Here is a 15,169-nt window from a genome sequence, read left to right as displayed (position 1 = left end):
GTCGCTCTTTTCTTTGGACGGATGGGCATGACAACTGCCGACACAATCGTGGCCTTGTCGTCTGGCGCACCCCCCTCGGGCGTGGCGGTTATTCGCCTGTCCGGCCCGCAAACGGCACGCCTGCTCAGCCAGGTGAGCGGTGCCCTGCCTGAGCCGCGGAAACTGGTTTTGCGTCCCATCGGACAAGACAGCCTGCTCGATCGCGGCCTCGTCGCGTGGTTCCCGGCTCCACACAGCTTTACCGGCGAGGACTGCGCCGAACTGCAGGTGCATGGCTCGCCGGCCGGGGTGCGGGCGATATTGCGGTTGCTGACCAGCAATGGCGCCCGCCTGGCACAAGCCGGTGAGTTCACCCGCCGGGCCTTCGAGAATGGCAAACTTGACCTCGTGGAGATCGAGGGCCTGGGTGACCTGCTCGAGGCCGAAACGGAAAATCAGCGCCGCCAGGCGCTGGCCAGGTTCGAAGGGGGACTGAGCCAGCGCATTGATGGCTGGCGCCATGCGCTGCTTGACCTGCGTGCCGAAATCGAGGCCAGGCTGGATTTTTCCGATGAAGGCGACGTGGACGAAGCCCTGCCGCCCGAATTTGGTGCCAGCATTGATGCGCTCTACAGCGACATTGACGCGGCGCTCGCCGGCTATGCACAGGGCCTCATCATTCGCGAGGGTATCCGCGTGGCGCTTGCCGGGCCGCCAAATGCCGGCAAATCGAGCCTCTTGAACGCCCTGGCCAAGTCCGACATTGCCATCGTCACCGATGAAGCCGGTACGACGCGGGACGTCCGCCAGGTGCCACTCGATATTGGCGGCCAGCTTTATATCCTTCTCGATCTCGCCGGATTGCGCGAGACCGAGAGCAAAGCCGAAGCAGAAGGCGTCCGGCGGGCCAAGCTCGCGATCGCCGATGCCGATATCGTCCTCTGGCTGAGTGCCCCCGATACTGCCAATGACCTGGTTCCCCCAGACAATGCCATAAGGGTGGGGACCAAGGCGGATCTCGGTGCCATGGCGGGAGTGGATCTCTCGATCTCCACACGGACAGGGCAGGGGATGGACGGGCTTCTGGATCGCATCACGGCACAAGGCAATGGCCGGATGGCGGGCGAGCCGAGCCTGCTCAGTCACGAACGCGATCGTGTTGCCCTCATGGAGGCGCTTGACGCACTTCATAGCGCCACCCGGCAATTGGCAAGGCCGGAACTGGCGGCGGAAAATCTGCGCATGGCCTCCCAGTCGCTCGAACGCCTTGTCGGACGGCTCGATGCGGAACGGGTCCTCGATCGGCTCTTTGCGAGTTTCTGTATTGGCAAGTGATTCACGTGAAACACTGCCGCCCCGCGCACAAAGTGATCCACGTGAAACACACTCAGCTACCCCAGGCGCACATCGACAATTGATTCACGTGAAACATTGGCCTATGTCAGGCGCCTTGGAGAAATTGCCATGACTGACTATGCCGTCATCGTTGTCGGCGGGGGCCATGCCGGCTCGGAAGCCGCCGCGGCTTCGGCCCGGCTGGGTGTCCCCACGGCGCTGGTCACCCATCGCTTCGCCACGATTGGCGAAATGAGCTGCAATCCTGCCATTGGTGGATTGGGCAAGGGTCATCTCGTGCGCGAGATCGATGCCTTGGACGGGTTGATGGGTCGCGTCGCCGACCAGGCCGGCATCCAGTTTCGCGTCCTCAACCGCCGCAAGGGTCCAGCCGTCCGCGGCCCACGCGCCCAGGCCGACCGGAAACTCTACCGCGAGGCCATGCAGGCGGCGATCAGTGCGCAGCCCAATCTCGACGTGATTGAGGGCGAGGTCGACGATCTGGAGGTCACCGATGGAGTGATTTCCGGCGTGCGCCTGCTTGATGGGCGCCGATATGGCTCCAAGGCCGTGGTCCTCACCACGGGCACGTTCCTGCGTGGCCTGATCCATCGCGGCGAGGAAACCGTGCCGGCCGGCCGCCTGGGCGAAAAGCCGGTGCTCGGTCTCTCGACCCGCCTTGAAAATCTCGGCCTGCAGTTGGGTCGTCTCAAGACCGGTACGCCGGCGCGGCTCGAAGGCAAGAGCATCGACTATGCGGTGCTGGAGGAACAGCCGGGGGATACGCCGCCCGAGCCGTTTTCAGCGCTGACCACAGCGATCACGACGCCGCAGATTTCCTGCCATATCACCCGCACCACGGCGGAAACGCACAAGATCATTGCCGACAATATCCATCGCTCGGCCATGTATTCGGGGCGGATCCAGTCGCGGGGACCGCGCTATTGCCCGTCCATCGAGGACAAGATCGTCCGCTTCGCCGACCGCGACAGTCATCAGATCTTCCTCGAGCCCGAGGGCCTTGATGACAGCACGGTCTATCCGAACGGTCTTTCCACGTCACTGCCCGCCGATGTGCAGGAGGCGTTTCTCAGGTCCATGCCGGGCCTCGAGCAGGTGGAGATCATCCGCCCCGGCTATGCCATCGAATACGACTATGTCGATCCGCGCGAATTGCGCCCGACGCTGGAAGTGAAGAAGCAGCCGGGCCTCTACCTGGCTGGTCAGATCAACGGTACGACGGGCTATGAAGAGGCCGGGGCCCAGGGCCTCCTCGCCGGCGCCAATGCCGCCCTGGCATCGAAGGGCGCCGACCCCATGATCCTCTCGCGCACTGAGAGCTATCTTGGCGTCATGGTCGACGATCTGGTGACCCGCGGGGTGAGCGAGCCCTATCGCATGTTTACCTCGCGCGCCGAATTCCGCCTCCATCTGCGCGCCGACAATGCCGATCAGCGCCTGACGGATCTCGGGCTCCAAAAAGGTCTCGTCGGTGAGGCGCGTGAAGCGGCCTATCGCAGCAGGTCGGCAGCTCTGAGGGCCGGTCGCACCCTGCTGGATACGCTTTCCGCGTCGCCCAATGAAGCACGCAAGGCTGGACTGACCGTCAATGAAGACGGCAAGCGCCGCACGGCCTTTGATCTCCTGTCCTATCCGGATATTGAAGTTACAGATCTGGTGCGCCTCTGGCCGGAGCTCGGTGAGATTGCTCCATCCATCATGGAGCAGGTCGCCATTGACGCCCAGTATGCCGTCTATCTGGATCGACAGAAGGCGGATATCGAGAGCGTGCGGCGCGATGAGCAACGGGCGATTCCCGATGGGATCGATTATCTCGCTATTCCCGGTCTTTCCATGGAATTGCGCCAGAAACTGAGCCAGCATCGCCCGCAGACCATTGCGCAAGCCCAGGCCATGGATGGCATGACGCCGGCGGCCATCACCCTGCTGCTGGCGGTCATCCGGCGCGGCGATCTGCGCAAGGCCGGGTGATGCCCGATCTCGCTGCAATTGCGCCGTATGAGGCCCACTTCTTGCGCCCGCTGGGTGACGTTGCTACCGATCTGGAATCCTATGCCAAATTGCTGACCAAATGGCAGGCGGTGCAGAATCTTGTTTCACGTGAAACATTGGGACAGGTCTGGACCCGGCATTTTGCCGACAGCCTGCAGGTCCTTGCCCTCACGCGGCCTGAAGACAGGTTGTTTCTCGATTTCGGCAGTGGCGGCGGCTTTCCGGCGCTGCCGATGGCCATCGGCTCCAAGGGCACTGACCGGCATTTCGTGCTGATCGAGCCAACGGCCCGCAAGGTCAGCTTCCTGCGCACCGTTGCCCGCGAGCTCGATCTCAACGTCACGGTGATCGGTCGGCGCAGCGACCAGACGGATTCACGTGAAACAGGCGTGCCCGATGTCATCACCTCGCGTGCTTTGGCGGCCATGCCGCAATTGTGTGCCTGGATGGCCCCGTTTTTCGGCCCCAATACGCGGGCCCTGCTGCATAAAGGGCGGGAACATGTTGAAGAGCTCACGGAATTGGGTGCGCAGTGGCATCACAACGTGTTAATAACCAAGAGTGATACCGATCCGGGCGGCGTGATCGTTGAGATTACGAATTTGCACGGAAAATCAATAAGTTAGCGGCAGACGGAGGCCAATTTGGCACCCCGGATTTTGACTTTGGCCAATCAGAAGGGTGGCGTGGGCAAGACCACGACGGCCATCAACCTGGCAACGGCGCTGGCAGCCATCGGCGAACGCGTGCTGATCGTCGACCTCGATCCGCAGGGCAATGCGTCAACGGGCTTGGGCATTTCGCGCACCGACCGTGCGCTCTCGGCCTATGACGTCCTCGTCGGGGAAGCCAGCGTGCCGCAGGCCGCCATCATGACATCAGTCCCCAATGTGGCCATCGTTCCCTCAACCATGGACCTGCTCGGCGTCGAGTTGACCATTGCCGGCCAGGCCGACCGCGCCTTTAAATTGCGTAACGCTTTCAAGCAGTTGGACGAGTTGCGCATCAACGATCAGCCCGTGAGCTATATTCTCATCGACTGTCCGCCCTCGCTCAACCTGCTGACGGTCAATTCGCTGGTGGCTGCTGACGCCGTGCTGGTGCCGCTGCAATGCGAATTCTTCGCGCTCGAAGGCCTCAGCCAGTTGCTGCAGACCATCGAGCAGATCCGCTCGACGCTCAATCCGCGCCTCTCGATCCAGGGCGTGGTGATGACCATGTTCGACAAGCGGAACAACCTTTCCGAGCAGGTCCTCCACGACGTGCGCAGTGAAATGGGCGATCTTGTCTACGAGACGGTCATCCCGCGCAACGTGCGTCTCTCCGAAGCCCCCTCTTATGGCAAGCCCGCCTTGCTCTACGATTTGAAATGTGCGGGAAGCCAGGCCTATCTGCGCCTCGCGACCGAAGTCATCCGCCGCGAACGGCGGCTGGCCGCTGCCTAGGAGCCCAGAATGACCGATAAACCGACACGTCTTGGACGCGGCCTCGCGGCATTGATCGGCGACATGGCGGCCATGGAAGGCGCCCGCGTCACCGAAACAGGCTCGGGCGGCAAAAAACTTCCCGTCGATTTCATTATCGCCAACCGCGCCAATCCACGTCGCACCTTCGATGCCGAGCAGCTCGAGGAGCTGACCAATTCGATCCGCGAAAAGGGCGTGATGTCGCCGCTGCTGGTGCGGCCCACCGACGATCCCAATATTTTCGAGCTGATCGCCGGTGAACGCCGCTGGCGTGCCGCGCAGAAGGCGGGTCTGCATGACGTGCCGGTCATCGTCCGCGATGTCGACGACAAGGAAGCCCTTGAACTCGCCATTATCGAGAATGTGCAGCGCGCCGATCTCAATCCGCTCGAAGAAGCCATGGGCTATGGCCAGCTGATCGAGCAGTTCGACTATACCCAGCAGGATCTGGCGCAGGTGATCGGCAAGTCCCGCTCGCATGTCGCCAATACATTGCGCCTGCTGCGGCTGCCGGAAGACGTGCGGTCCATGGTGTCGAGCGGCACACTGACCGCCGGCCACGCCCGTACCCTGATCACCGTCGAGGATCCGGCGGCGCTGGCGCGCCAGATCGTGGACAAGGGCCTGTCGGTACGCGAGGCCGAGGCGCTGAGCCAGCAGCGCGACCTGCCGCGGAAAAAGCCCGTGGTGGACGTCGAGGCGCGCGATGCCGACACGCTGGCGCTGGAACGCAAACTCGCCGATGCCCTCGGGCTTAGCGTGGCGCTCAGTCATTCCGAGCGCGGCGGCAAGCTGGAAATTCGTTACAAGACGCTCGAGCAGCTCGACGACATCTGCCTGAGGCTCACGGGCCGCAGCAGCTAAGCGCTTGTTTACAAAGCTGTTCCACGTGAAACCGCCCTTTTTGGGCGGTTTTGTTTGTGCGATGGCCATGATTGTCGCAATTGGCGGGCTGTCCTGGCAATCCAGCTTGCGGCGTCATGGACCACCGGGACAAGCCCGGTGGTGACGATCGCCGAGAGACCAGCGCGGATCGGGAAGATTGCTAATGCGTGGCGGCCATCATGCAGAGGGCCAGTGTCGTACGGCGCAGCACGGCGTCTGCCAGTTGCGGGCGTCGCCGTGTGTCAGAAACGGCCTGCAGAAGCCGTTCTGTGGCGGTGGCGAGGCTAGGGTCAGTCCAGAGCCGCAATTGCTGTTCAAGGGCCCCCAAGCGCGAGAAATGCGGCTTTGGCTTGAGGCCTTCCAGCACCGATCGTGGCGATTTGCCGGCATCAACGTCAACCCGCCAGCGGCGCAGGTTGGAAAAGTGGGTGTTGAGCATGGCGAGCAATTGCTGCGGATTAACATTGGCCGCGAGAGCCCGGTTGAGCGCCAGTTCGAGCTTTTCGGCATGGCCGCCACCGGTAGAATCGAGAATGGCGTCGATGGCCAAGGCGCCATTGTCGGCACACAGCAACAAGACGTCCTCGCGCGTCAATGTCTTGCTGGCCGCCGCGTAGAGGGTGAGTTTTTCCAGCTCCCGGCGGGTGATTTCCCGGTCATTGCCGAGGATTTCGCGCAGCGTCGGCACCACATCGGCATCGGTGCGGATGCCGGCCTGGTTGAACGTCTCGCGCATCAGCGCCATCAGTGTTTCGTCGGTATCAGGATAGCAGGGCAGGGCCCGACCGAGTTTGGCCGCCTCGACCAGGGCCCGAAGCGCGTCCCGTGGGGGCAGGTTGTCGGCCTCGAGCACGATCGCCGTGCCGCCGGGATCGTCTCGCAACTCGGTCAGCGGCATGACCAGGGCCTTGGTGGCGTTGCGCACCCGGATAATGCGCTTGCCGCCAAACAGCGACACCGAGCGGGCTTCGAGCACCAGCAGTGACGGGTCGGCCTGCAATTCCGGCCCGTCGAAAATGGTGACATTGGCCGAAGCCGGGTCGTCGCCGCCAAAGTGCCGGATCAGCCGCTGTGCGGTCTCCCGCACCAGGCCGCCGTCAGGCCCATAGGCGAGGAAAATCCCCTCGCTGAGATCGGGGCGTGCTGAAAAGCGCGCCACTTCATGGGCCTTGAGCGCGGTCATCAGATCACGATGTTGACGATGCGGTCCTGCACGACCACGACCTTCTTGGGGGCCTTGCCCTCAAGGGCCTTCTGGACCACGTCCAGCGACAGGACCAGCTTTTCAACCTCGGCCGCCGCCATGCCCTTGGGCACTGTGATTTCGCCGCGGCGCTTGCCGTTGATCTGGATCGGCAGCGTAACCTCGTCGTCGACCAGCAGCGCCGGATCGACTTCCGGCCACAGCGCGTCCGCGACAAGTCCTTGTTTTCCAAGCATTTCCCAGCAGGATTCGGCCAGATGCGGCATCATTGGGTTGATCAGCTGCACCAGGCGTTCAACGCCTTCGATCAGCGCTGCCACCAGCGTCGGACCAGGCTGGCCATCGCGGGCCTTGGCCAGGGCATTGGTCAGTTCATAAATGCGGGCAACGGCGCGGTTGAAGCCCAGGCCCTCGATATCGGTGGCCACGCCAGCCACGGCGCGATGCACGATCTTGCGCAATGCCTTTGCATCAGCATCGTCTGACGCAACAGTGCCGGGAGATTGTTTGGCAATTTCGACCGCATCATTGACCAGACGCCAGACGCGCTGCTGGAAGCGGCTGGCGCCTTCGACGCCCGATTCGGTCCATTGCACGTCGCGTTCCGGCGGGGAGTCCGAGAGCATGAACCAGCGGGCCGTATCGGCGCCATAGGTGGCGACGATCTGATCGGGATCGACGACGTTCTTCTTGGATTTGCTCATCTTTTCGACCGAACCGATGGCAATGGGCGCGCCGGTCTGGATGTGCCTTGCGCTGCGCAGGTCGCCATTGGTGTCGAAGACCACCTCAGTGGGCGGCACCCATTCCCCCTTGTCGCCCTTATAGGTCTCGTGGGTCACCATGCCTTGCGTGAACATGCCCTTGAAGGGTTCGTCAAGCCCCACATGGCCGGTGGCCTTCATGGCGCGGGTGAAGAAGCGCGAATAGAGCAGATGCAGAATCGCATGCTCGATGCCGCCGATATACTGATCCACCGGCAGCCAGCGATTGGCGACATCGGGAATGGTCGGTGTTGCGGCGTCCGGCGCGGTGAAGCGGGCGAAATACCATGAGGAGTCTACAAACGTATCCATGGTGTCGGTTTCGCGGCGGGCCGCGGCGCCACACTGCGGGCAGTGGACATGCTTCCAGGTGGGGTGATGGTCCAGCGCATTGCCGGGCTTGTCGAAGCTGACATCCTCGGGCAGCACCACCGGCAGGTCCTTTTTGGGCACGGGAATGGTGCCGCAGACCTCGCAATGGATCACCGGAATGGGGCAGCCCCAATAGCGCTGGCGCGAAATGCCCCAGTCGCGCAGGCGGTAGTTGGTTTCCACCGTGCCCTGCGGCTTGCCGTCGACTGTTCGGCCAGCAAAATGCTCGGCGATGGCCTTCTTGGCCTCGTCGATGGAAAGACCGTCCAGGAAACCGGAATTGAAGATGGTGCCAGCCTCGACATAGGCTTCATGGCCCACCACAAAGCTTGCCGGATCTGCGCCGGGCGGCCGCACGACCGGCTTGACGGAAAGACCGTATTTGCGGGCCAGGTCGAGGTCGCGCTGGTCATGGGCCGGGCAGCCGAAAATGGCGCCGGTGCCGTAATCCATGAGGATGAAATTGGCGACATAGACCGGCAGGGTTTCGCCCTCGATCACCGGGTGTTTCACGCGCAGCCCGGTGTCAAAACCCTGCTTTTCCGCCTTTTCCAGCGTTTCGGTGGCGGTGCCGTGGCGATGGCATTCGGCGACGAATTCAGCCAGAGCCGGATTGTCCCTGGCCAGTTCCGTGGTCAGTGGATGGTCGGGCGAGAGGCCGATGAAGGAGGCGCCAAAAATCGTGTCGGGGCGCGTGGTGAAGACCTCGATGCTGGTGGTATCGGTCTTGTCGCTGGGCGCCAGTTCGAACAGCAGCCGCAGGCCCTCGGACTTGCCGATCCAGTTGCGCTGCATGGTGCGCACCTTTTCCGGCCAGCCGGTGAGGCCATCGAGGGCCTCCAGCAGGTCCTCGGCAAAGTCGGAAATCTTGAAGAACCACTGGGTCAGCTCGCGCTGCTCGACCACGGCGCCCGAGCGCCAGCCCTTGCCGTCGATCACCTGCTCGTTGGCCAGCACGGTCATGTCGACCGGGTCCCAGTTGACCTTGGACGACTTGCGGGTGATCAGCCCGGCCGCCAGCATGTCGATGAACATGGCCTGCTGGTGCTGGTAATAATCGGGCGAGCAGGTGGCGATTTCGCGCGTCCAGTCGATGGAGAGACCCATCGATTTGAGCTGGGCCTTCATGGCCTCGATATTCTGGTAGGTCCAGGTGCCCGGATGGGTCTTGCGCTCGATGGCGGCATTCTCGGCCGGCAGGCCGAAAGCGTCCCAGCCCATGGGGTGCAGCACATTCTTGCCGCGGGCGCGGTGGTAGCGTGCCACCACGTCGCCCATGGCATAGTTGCGCACATGGCCCATATGGATGCGCCCGGAGGGATAGGGGAACATCTCGAGGACGTAGTAGGGCTCGCGCGGATCGTCATTGGAGGTGACAAAGCTCTGGCGCTCGGTCCAGACCTGCTGCCATTTCGGTTCGCTTTCGCGCGGATTGTAGCGTTCGCCGCTCACGGAATTGTCGTCCTTGCAAGATTTGACGCTGGCGTGCCGCAAGGGGCGGCGCAGCTTGCGTTTATGGGGGATTTTGGCTACCCGGACCATCACCAGAAATCCCCTGCAAGGTCAACAGAAACGGGGCGCCGATATGGCCGACACGCTCGCCACTGCCAAACAGGGGCTTGATTACATCCGCACCCGCATGGAAAAGGCGCGGCGCCGTTTCGGGCCGCCGCCTGACCATGTCGAGCTGGTGGCCGTCTCCAAGACCTTCGACGCAGCGGCGGTCGAGCCCTTCCTGATCGCCGGACAGCGGGTCTTCGGCGAAAACCGGGTGCAGGAGGCCAGGGACAAGTGGCCGGCCCTGCGTGCGCGCTATCCCGAGCTGCAACTGCACCTCATCGGGCCGCTGCAGACCAACAAGGCGCGCGAGGCCGTGGCCCTGTTCGATGTCATCGAGACCGTCGATCGCGACAGGCTCGCCGGGGTGCTGGCCGAGGAAATGGCGCGGGCCGGACGAAAGCTGCCCTGTTTCGTGCAGGTCAATATTGGCGGGGAGGCGCAGAAAGCCGGGATCCCGATCGCCGAGGCTGTGGATTTTGTCACCCGCTGCCGCCACGTGCATGGGCTCGATATCGTCGGTCTCATGTGCATTCCGCCCGACGGGCAGCCGGCGGGGCCCTATTTTGCCCTTTTGGCGCAGCTGGGCCGGGCGGCGGGCGTCGCAAAACTCTCCATGGGCATGAGTGGCGACTTCGAGACCGCCATCGCCATGGGCGCGACCCATGTGCGCGTGGGCTCAGCCCTTTTCGGCAGGCGCTGAGCGGCTTTGGCCTGCTGCCTCCGCCTTTTGATCGCCCCAATCAGGGGTTCTGCTCCCTGGTGGCCGACGCAACTATTTTGCGCCTTATACGTTGCTTGCGGTTGAATAACACCGTTGTGATTGGCTGACTAAAAATGGGTCGCAATACTGTGATCGAGGTCAGTCCGAACGGAAAAAAGACCGGAGAATACAATGAACAAGCGACGCATTCTGGTCGTAGATGACGACGCGGACCTGCGCCAAACCCTGGTGGACCAGCTGCAAGGCGAACCGGATTTCGACATTCTCCAGGCCGGCACCGCCAATGATGCCCTCACTGCGGTGCGCCAGAACAATGTCGAGCTGACCATTCTCGATGTGGGCCTGCCCGACATGGACGGCCGCGAGGCCGTCAAGCTGATGCGTCAGGAGGGCTACAAGAGCCCGGTCCTGATGCTGACCGGGCACGATACCGATGCCGACGAAATCAAGGGCCTCGAAGCGGGGGCCAATGACTATCTGACCAAGCCCTTCCGCTATCCGGTGCTGCTGGCCCGTATCAACGCCGCCCTCCGGCAGCGCGACCAGAGCGAGGATGCGGTCTTCACCATCGGCCAGTACAGCTTCCAGCCGGCCGCCAAGGTGCTCGAGACCAATGATGGCAACAAGGTCCGCCTGACCGACAAGGAAACCTCGATTCTGAAGTTTCTGTACCGGCAGGGCCCCAAGACCATCACCCGCGATGTGCTGCTCAAGGAGGTCTGGGGCTATAATAACCGGGTCACCACCCACACGCTCGAGACCCATATCTATCGCCTGCGGCAGAAGATCGAGCGCGATCCTTCCAATGCACGGTTGCTGGTGACCGAGGATGGCGGCTATCGGCTTGTGCCTTGAGGGTGCAAAGTCTTTCAATTCGGCATCGAACCAGACTATAGCTTGATCGAGCAAGGCCGCGCGCATCCTGCGGGCGGCCAAAATGCATGCAGTCGATCGACCGGGTCTGGTTCTCATGAGAATGGATGATGCGGCCGGGGTTCTGGCCCGGGCCGATTTCTTCGACATCTGCGACGAAGAACAGCTGCGCATGCTCGGCTTTGCCGGTGACCGCAAGCACTTTGACGCCGATGCCGTCATCTACAAGGCCGGCGACGTGCCCGCGGGCGCCTATGTGCTGATCGAGGGCACGGTCAAGGCCAAGCATGAGGGTGCTGAGGCGGGCAAACCCTATGCGCTTAGCGAGCCCGGCAGCGTCATTTCTCCCACCGCCCTCATCATCGAAAAGCCGCGCCCGGTGACCTTCACCGCCGTCACCGATTGCGAATTGCTGTTCGTGCCGCGCACTGCCTTCATGAAACTGGCGCGGCAATATCCGGACCTGGCCCAGCGCGCCGCCCAGCGCATCCAGCAGGACCTGGGGCGCTACATGCACGCGCTTGAGCCGCTCAAGGGTAAGATGAAGGGCGCGTGATGGGCGTCCACCGATCGTCTAACTATTCCGATGCCGTCCTCGGGCCTGACCCGAGGACCTGCCGCCAGGCCATCAGGCGTTGAGAGTGGCCCTCGGATCAAGTCCGAGGGCGGCACGGTGGTGGGGCAGGGTCAGTGGGTGGACGGCGCCCTCAGACCCCTGCAAACCGCGCAATCACCGGCACGTGGTCGCTGGGCTGCGGGTCATAGCCGCGATAGACCTTGATGATTTCCGCGCCCACCGAGCGTTCCGCCACATCGGATGTCGACCAGATATGGTCGAGCCGCCGGCCTTTGTCCGCCAGTTCCCAATTGGCGCTGCGATAGCTCCACCAGGAATAGAGCTTTTCCTCATAGGGCACGTGCTTGCGCACGAGGTCGGTCCAGCCATGGCCGCCATGGAGGATGGCATTGAGCGCATCGGTCTCGACCGGTGTGTGGCTGACGATCTTGAGAAGCTGCTTGTGGCTCCAGACGTCGTTTTCATGCGGCGCGATGTTGAAATCGCCGGCGATCAGGTGGCCGCGCTGGAATACCGGCTCGGTGAACCAGGTGGTCAGCTCGCTGAGGAAGCCCAGCTTGTGCTTGAATTTCGGGTTGATCTCGGGATCGGGTTCATCGCCACCGGCCGGGATGTAGAAATTGTGGAGGGTAAAGGGCCCGTGGCCCATGTCGACCAGCGCCGAGACATGGCGCGATTCCGGGATTTCACAAAAGACCTTGCTCGAGACGTCGGTCAGCGGGAATTTCGAGACGATGGCGACGCCGTGATAGCCCTTTTGCCCATGCACGGCCATGTGCGGATAGCCCGCCTCGATGAAGGCATTGCGCGGGAACTGGTCATTGGTGCACTTGATCTCCTGCAGCATCAGCACGTCGGGCTGATATTTTGCGAGGAAGTCCAGCACCATGGGAAGGCGCAGGCGAACCGAATTGATGTTCCAGGTGACGATGGATTGAGTCATTGGCGTCCGGGTAGGTTTCCAGCGGCGGGCAGGGCCTGTTATGGCCAAGCCCGGGTCGAGGGTAAAGCCGGAAATGGCGCTTTGGCGCGGTTGCTGACGTGGGGTGGCAGGAGGGCTGCGTGTCCGGCAGTCACCCCACCCTCGGTCCCTCCCCATCAAGGGGAGGGAGGCGCAGGTGGGAGGTGCCCGTGTTCATCGTCTCCCTCCCCCTTGTGGGGAGGGCAAGCAGAGCTTGGCGACGTGAGGCGCCTAGCGGCGCTAGGGTGGGGGTGCTGAGCGTGAGGTGTTCCACGTGAATCCATACAAAACAAAAAGCCCGACCTTGCGGCCGGGCTTTTCAAATTCTGCGATCCAGCAGCGCTTATTCGCTCTTGGCTTCGCCTTCAGCGGCAGCGGCCTGCTCGGCGGCGGCAGCAGCGGCTGCGGCTTCCGCATCCTTGGCGGCCTGCTCGGCTGCAAAAGCCTCGGCAGCGGCGATCTTCTCGGCTTCGCGGGCTTCCTTGGCAGCGATGGCTGCGGAGCGTTCGCTGGCTTCGATCTTCTTGGTGCGCGAATTGGTCGATTCGAAAATACGGGCCGACTTACCGCGACGATCGCGCAGGTAGTAGAGCTTGGCGCGACGGACCTTGCCGCGCTTGATCACTTCCACCGAAGCGATATTGGGCGAATAGATCGGGAACACGCGTTCCACGCCTTCGCCATAGGAAATCTTGCGGACGGTGAAGCTTTCCATGATGCCGCCGCCGGAGCGGGCGATCACGACGCCTTCATAGGCCTGGAGACGTTCCTTGTCGCCTTCGCGGATCTTGACCCACACCTTGACGGTATCGCCATGGGTGAATTCGGGAAGGTCGCGCTTGGCGGCGAGTTCGGCCACATGCTCGGCATTGAGCTGTTCGATAATGTTCATGTTAGATCCGTTCGATCTTTTCTGAGGGACGACTCTTTGCCGGGCCTGTCGGCCCCGTCATCCGGTCTTGGTTGGTAACGGAGGGTAGTCTTCTTGGTCTTGTCCGGTGCCGGTCCGATATGCCGGCAACACGAATGGGCGGCTCATAGGGGAATTTTGCCGGAGAGTCCAGTTGTTTTGGGCGGATTGTCCGACCCACGGACCCAACTCTCCAACGTCACCACCGGGCTTGTCCCGGTGGTCCACTTGCTCAAGTCTGGATTGCCGGGACAAGCCCGGCAATGACGAAGGGTGAGGCGTCGCTGTTCGACTTGCCTCAGCGCTTCAGCAGATCCGGCCGCCTCGCTTTGGTCAGCTCCACCGACTGCTCGTGCCGCCATCTGGCGATCTTGCCGTGATCGCCCGAGGTCAGCACGGCGGGAATGTCGATGCCTTCAAAACTCTGCGGGCGGGTATAGTGCGGATATTCGAGAAGGCCATTTTCAAAGCTTTCCTCGTCGCGGCTGTCGAGCGCCCCCAGAACGCCGGGGATAAGCCGCACCACGGCCTCCAGCAGCACCATGGCAGCAACTTCCCCGCCGGCCAGCACATAGTCGCCTATGGAAATCTCCTCCAGTCCACGGGCGTCTATGACGCGCTGGTCGACCCCCTCGAAGCGGCCACAGACGATCACGACCCCCGGCCCGGTGGCCAGTTCATGGGCGCGGGCCTGGGTCAGCGGATTTCCGCGCGGCGACATCAGGATGCGCGGGCGCGGATCGCCTTCGGGGGAGACCGTGTCGATGGCTTTCGCCAGGATATCGGGTTTCAGCACCATGCCGGCGCCACCGCCCGAAGGCGTGTCGTCAACGGTGCGGTGCCGGTCGGTGGCAAAATCCCGCAGATGAGTGGCCTTGAGGCTCCAAAGTCCGTCGGCCATGCCGCGGCCGAGCACCGAAGCCCCCAGCGGTCCGGGAAACAGCTCGGGAAACAGGGTGATGATATCGGCCGAAAACATCAGTCGGGCTCTTCCTCGCCCGGATCGGCGTCGAGCGGCGGGCTGATGACGATGAAACCGCCGGAAATGCTGATCGTGGGCACCACGGCCTTGGTGAACGGGTAGAGGAACGTGTCACCCGAGCGCGGGTCACGCACTTCCAGGATATCGCCCGCGCCGTGATTGTGGAGGGCGCTGACCGCGCCGATCGACACGCCGGTATCGAGACGCGCGTCGAGGCCGATGAGATCGGCGTGATAGAAATCGTCCTCGTCGTCGATTTCGGGCAGCTGGCTGCGCGCCACATAGAGTTCGACGCCATTGAGCAGTTCAGCGGCGTTGCGGTCGCGCACGCCCTTCAACCGCGCGACCAGCACGGTCTTTTGCAGGCGGGCGCTTTCGATGGTGACGACAAGGCCGGGCCGGTTGGTTTCGAGCGGGCCATAGTCGGCAATGGCCTCGGGGTCCTGGGTGTGCGACGCGATGCGCACCTCGCCCTTGATGCCATGCGCGGCGCCGATCGTGCCCATCAGGATGCGGGAAGTGTCTTTGCTCATGGCCTGCTCGTCTTTTTCCTCTGGCTCCATAGCA

At 62.8% G+C, this 15,169-nt stretch carries 14 protein-coding genes; 8 read left to right on the top strand and 6 right to left on the bottom strand.

What is annotated here, in order from left to right; all coding sequences use genetic code 11:
* Positions 1 to 27: 27 nt before the first annotated feature.
* The 5 genes from mnmE to MQW79_RS12645 all read left to right on the top strand — a co-directional run bounded on the left by mnmE (position 28) and on the right by MQW79_RS12645 (position 5,657).
* Positions 28 to 1,314: a tRNA uridine-5-carboxymethylaminomethyl(34) synthesis GTPase MnmE gene (gene mnmE / locus MQW79_RS12665; protein ID WP_476584833.1), complete on the top strand. Its 1,287-nt coding sequence runs from the start codon at positions 28 to 30 to the stop codon at positions 1,312 to 1,314.
* A gap of 129 nt (positions 1,315 to 1,443) precedes the next feature.
* Positions 1,444 to 3,306, top strand: coding sequence for a tRNA uridine-5-carboxymethylaminomethyl(34) synthesis enzyme MnmG (gene mnmG / locus MQW79_RS12660; protein ID WP_476584832.1), 1,863 nt, complete (start codon positions 1,444 to 1,446; stop codon positions 3,304 to 3,306).
* Positions 3,306 to 3,953: a 16S rRNA (guanine(527)-N(7))-methyltransferase RsmG gene (gene rsmG, locus MQW79_RS12655; RefSeq protein ID WP_476584831.1), complete on the top strand. Its 648-nt coding sequence runs from the start codon at positions 3,306 to 3,308 to the stop codon at positions 3,951 to 3,953. The genes mnmG and rsmG overlap by 1 nt, the downstream gene beginning before the upstream one ends.
* An 18-nt stretch (positions 3,954 to 3,971) precedes the next feature.
* Positions 3,972 to 4,772: a ParA family protein gene (locus MQW79_RS12650; protein ID WP_476584830.1), complete on the top strand. Its 801-nt coding sequence runs from the start codon at positions 3,972 to 3,974 to the stop codon at positions 4,770 to 4,772.
* 9 nt (positions 4,773 to 4,781) lie between these two features.
* Positions 4,782 to 5,657 carry a ParB/RepB/Spo0J family partition protein gene (locus MQW79_RS12645; RefSeq protein ID WP_476584829.1) on the top strand — a complete coding sequence of 292 codons (876 nt, stop codon included), beginning with the start codon at positions 4,782 to 4,784 and terminating at the stop codon, positions 5,655 to 5,657.
* Positions 5,658 to 5,838: 181 nt separating this feature from the next.
* Here MQW79_RS12645 and holA read toward each other — a convergent pair whose 3' ends face one another.
* Positions 5,839 to 6,861 carry a DNA polymerase III subunit delta gene (gene holA, locus MQW79_RS12640; protein ID WP_476584828.1) on the bottom strand — a complete coding sequence of 341 codons (1,023 nt, stop codon included), beginning with the start codon at positions 6,859 to 6,861 and terminating at the stop codon, positions 5,839 to 5,841.
* Complete coding sequence (gene leuS, locus MQW79_RS12635; protein ID WP_476584827.1) at positions 6,861 to 9,470, bottom strand: leucine--tRNA ligase; 2,610 nt, start codon at positions 9,468 to 9,470, stop codon at positions 6,861 to 6,863. Before leuS ends, holA begins: the two co-directional genes overlap by 1 nt.
* A gap of 133 nt (positions 9,471 to 9,603) precedes the next feature.
* Here leuS and MQW79_RS12630 point away from each other — a divergent pair, with 133 nt between their 5' ends.
* The 3 genes from MQW79_RS12630 to MQW79_RS12620 all read left to right on the top strand — a co-directional run bounded on the left by MQW79_RS12630 (position 9,604) and on the right by MQW79_RS12620 (position 11,728).
* The gene (locus MQW79_RS12630) at positions 9,604 to 10,278 is read left to right on the top strand and encodes a YggS family pyridoxal phosphate-dependent enzyme (protein ID WP_476584826.1); all 675 of its coding nucleotides are present in this window, start codon (positions 9,604 to 9,606) and stop codon (positions 10,276 to 10,278) included.
* Between the two features lie 192 nt (positions 10,279 to 10,470).
* On the top strand, positions 10,471 to 11,154 hold the full coding sequence (locus MQW79_RS12625) for a response regulator transcription factor (RefSeq protein WP_476584825.1): 684 nt from the start codon (positions 10,471 to 10,473) through the stop codon (positions 11,152 to 11,154).
* 82 nt (positions 11,155 to 11,236) lie between these two features.
* Positions 11,237 to 11,728: a Crp/Fnr family transcriptional regulator gene (locus MQW79_RS12620; RefSeq protein WP_476584824.1), complete on the top strand. Its 492-nt coding sequence runs from the start codon at positions 11,237 to 11,239 to the stop codon at positions 11,726 to 11,728.
* Positions 11,729 to 11,879: 151 nt separating this feature from the next.
* Here the strand turns inward: MQW79_RS12620 and MQW79_RS12615 are convergent, their stop codons facing one another.
* The 4 genes from MQW79_RS12615 to rimM all read right to left on the bottom strand — a co-directional run bounded on the left by MQW79_RS12615 (position 11,880) and on the right by rimM (position 15,135).
* Entirely contained in the window at positions 11,880 to 12,692 is an 813-nt protein-coding gene (locus tag MQW79_RS12615) for an exodeoxyribonuclease III (RefSeq protein ID WP_476584823.1), read from the bottom strand.
* Between the two features lie 361 nt (positions 12,693 to 13,053).
* Positions 13,054 to 13,602 carry a 50S ribosomal protein L19 gene (rplS, locus tag MQW79_RS12610; protein ID WP_476584822.1) on the bottom strand — a complete coding sequence of 183 codons (549 nt, stop codon included), beginning with the start codon at positions 13,600 to 13,602 and terminating at the stop codon, positions 13,054 to 13,056.
* A 316-nt stretch (positions 13,603 to 13,918) separates the two neighbouring features.
* Positions 13,919 to 14,599: a tRNA (guanosine(37)-N1)-methyltransferase TrmD gene (trmD, locus tag MQW79_RS12605; RefSeq protein ID WP_476584821.1), complete on the bottom strand. Its 681-nt coding sequence runs from the start codon at positions 14,597 to 14,599 to the stop codon at positions 13,919 to 13,921.
* Positions 14,599 to 15,135 (bottom strand): ribosome maturation factor RimM, encoded by a 537-nt coding sequence (gene rimM / locus MQW79_RS12600; RefSeq protein WP_476584820.1) that lies wholly within the window; start codon positions 15,133 to 15,135, stop codon positions 14,599 to 14,601. Before rimM ends, trmD begins: the two co-directional genes overlap by 1 nt.
* Between the last annotated feature and the right edge of the window lie 34 nt (positions 15,136 to 15,169).

The organism is Devosia sp. Micro-HW1 (assembly GCF_056341075.1).
The sequence above is the reverse complement of the archived record's forward strand: the minus strand, read 5'-3'. Positions and strand labels throughout refer to the sequence as shown.

Bases quoted from the DNA above. Each gene is read 5' to 3' on its own strand.
- MQW79_RS12630 (WP_476584826.1), top strand. From the start codon at position 9,604: ATGGCCGACACGCTCGCCACTGCCAAACAGGGGCTTGATTACATCCGC.
- mnmG (WP_476584832.1), top strand. From the start codon at position 1,444: ATGACTGACTATGCCGTCATCGTTGTCGGCGGGGGCCATGCCGGCTCG.
- rplS (WP_476584822.1), bottom strand. From the start codon at position 13,602: ATGAACATTATCGAACAGCTCAATGCCGAGCATGTGGCCGAACTCGCC.
- holA (WP_476584828.1), bottom strand. From the start codon at position 6,861: ATGACCGCGCTCAAGGCCCATGAAGTGGCGCGCTTTTCAGCACGCCCC.
- trmD (WP_476584821.1), bottom strand. From the start codon at position 14,599: ATGTTTTCGGCCGATATCATCACCCTGTTTCCCGAGCTGTTTCCCGGA.
- rsmG (WP_476584831.1), top strand. From the start codon at position 3,306: ATGCCCGATCTCGCTGCAATTGCGCCGTATGAGGCCCACTTCTTGCGC.
- MQW79_RS12615 (WP_476584823.1), bottom strand. From the start codon at position 12,692: ATGACTCAATCCATCGTCACCTGGAACATCAATTCGGTTCGCCTGCGC.
- MQW79_RS12625 (WP_476584825.1), top strand. From the start codon at position 10,471: ATGAACAAGCGACGCATTCTGGTCGTAGATGACGACGCGGACCTGCGC.
- MQW79_RS12620 (WP_476584824.1), top strand. From the start codon at position 11,237: ATGCATGCAGTCGATCGACCGGGTCTGGTTCTCATGAGAATGGATGAT.
- MQW79_RS12645 (WP_476584829.1), top strand. From the start codon at position 4,782: ATGACCGATAAACCGACACGTCTTGGACGCGGCCTCGCGGCATTGATC.
- rimM (WP_476584820.1), bottom strand. From the start codon at position 15,135: ATGAGCAAAGACACTTCCCGCATCCTGATGGGCACGATCGGCGCCGCG.
- mnmE (WP_476584833.1), top strand. From the start codon at position 28: ATGACAACTGCCGACACAATCGTGGCCTTGTCGTCTGGCGCACCCCCC.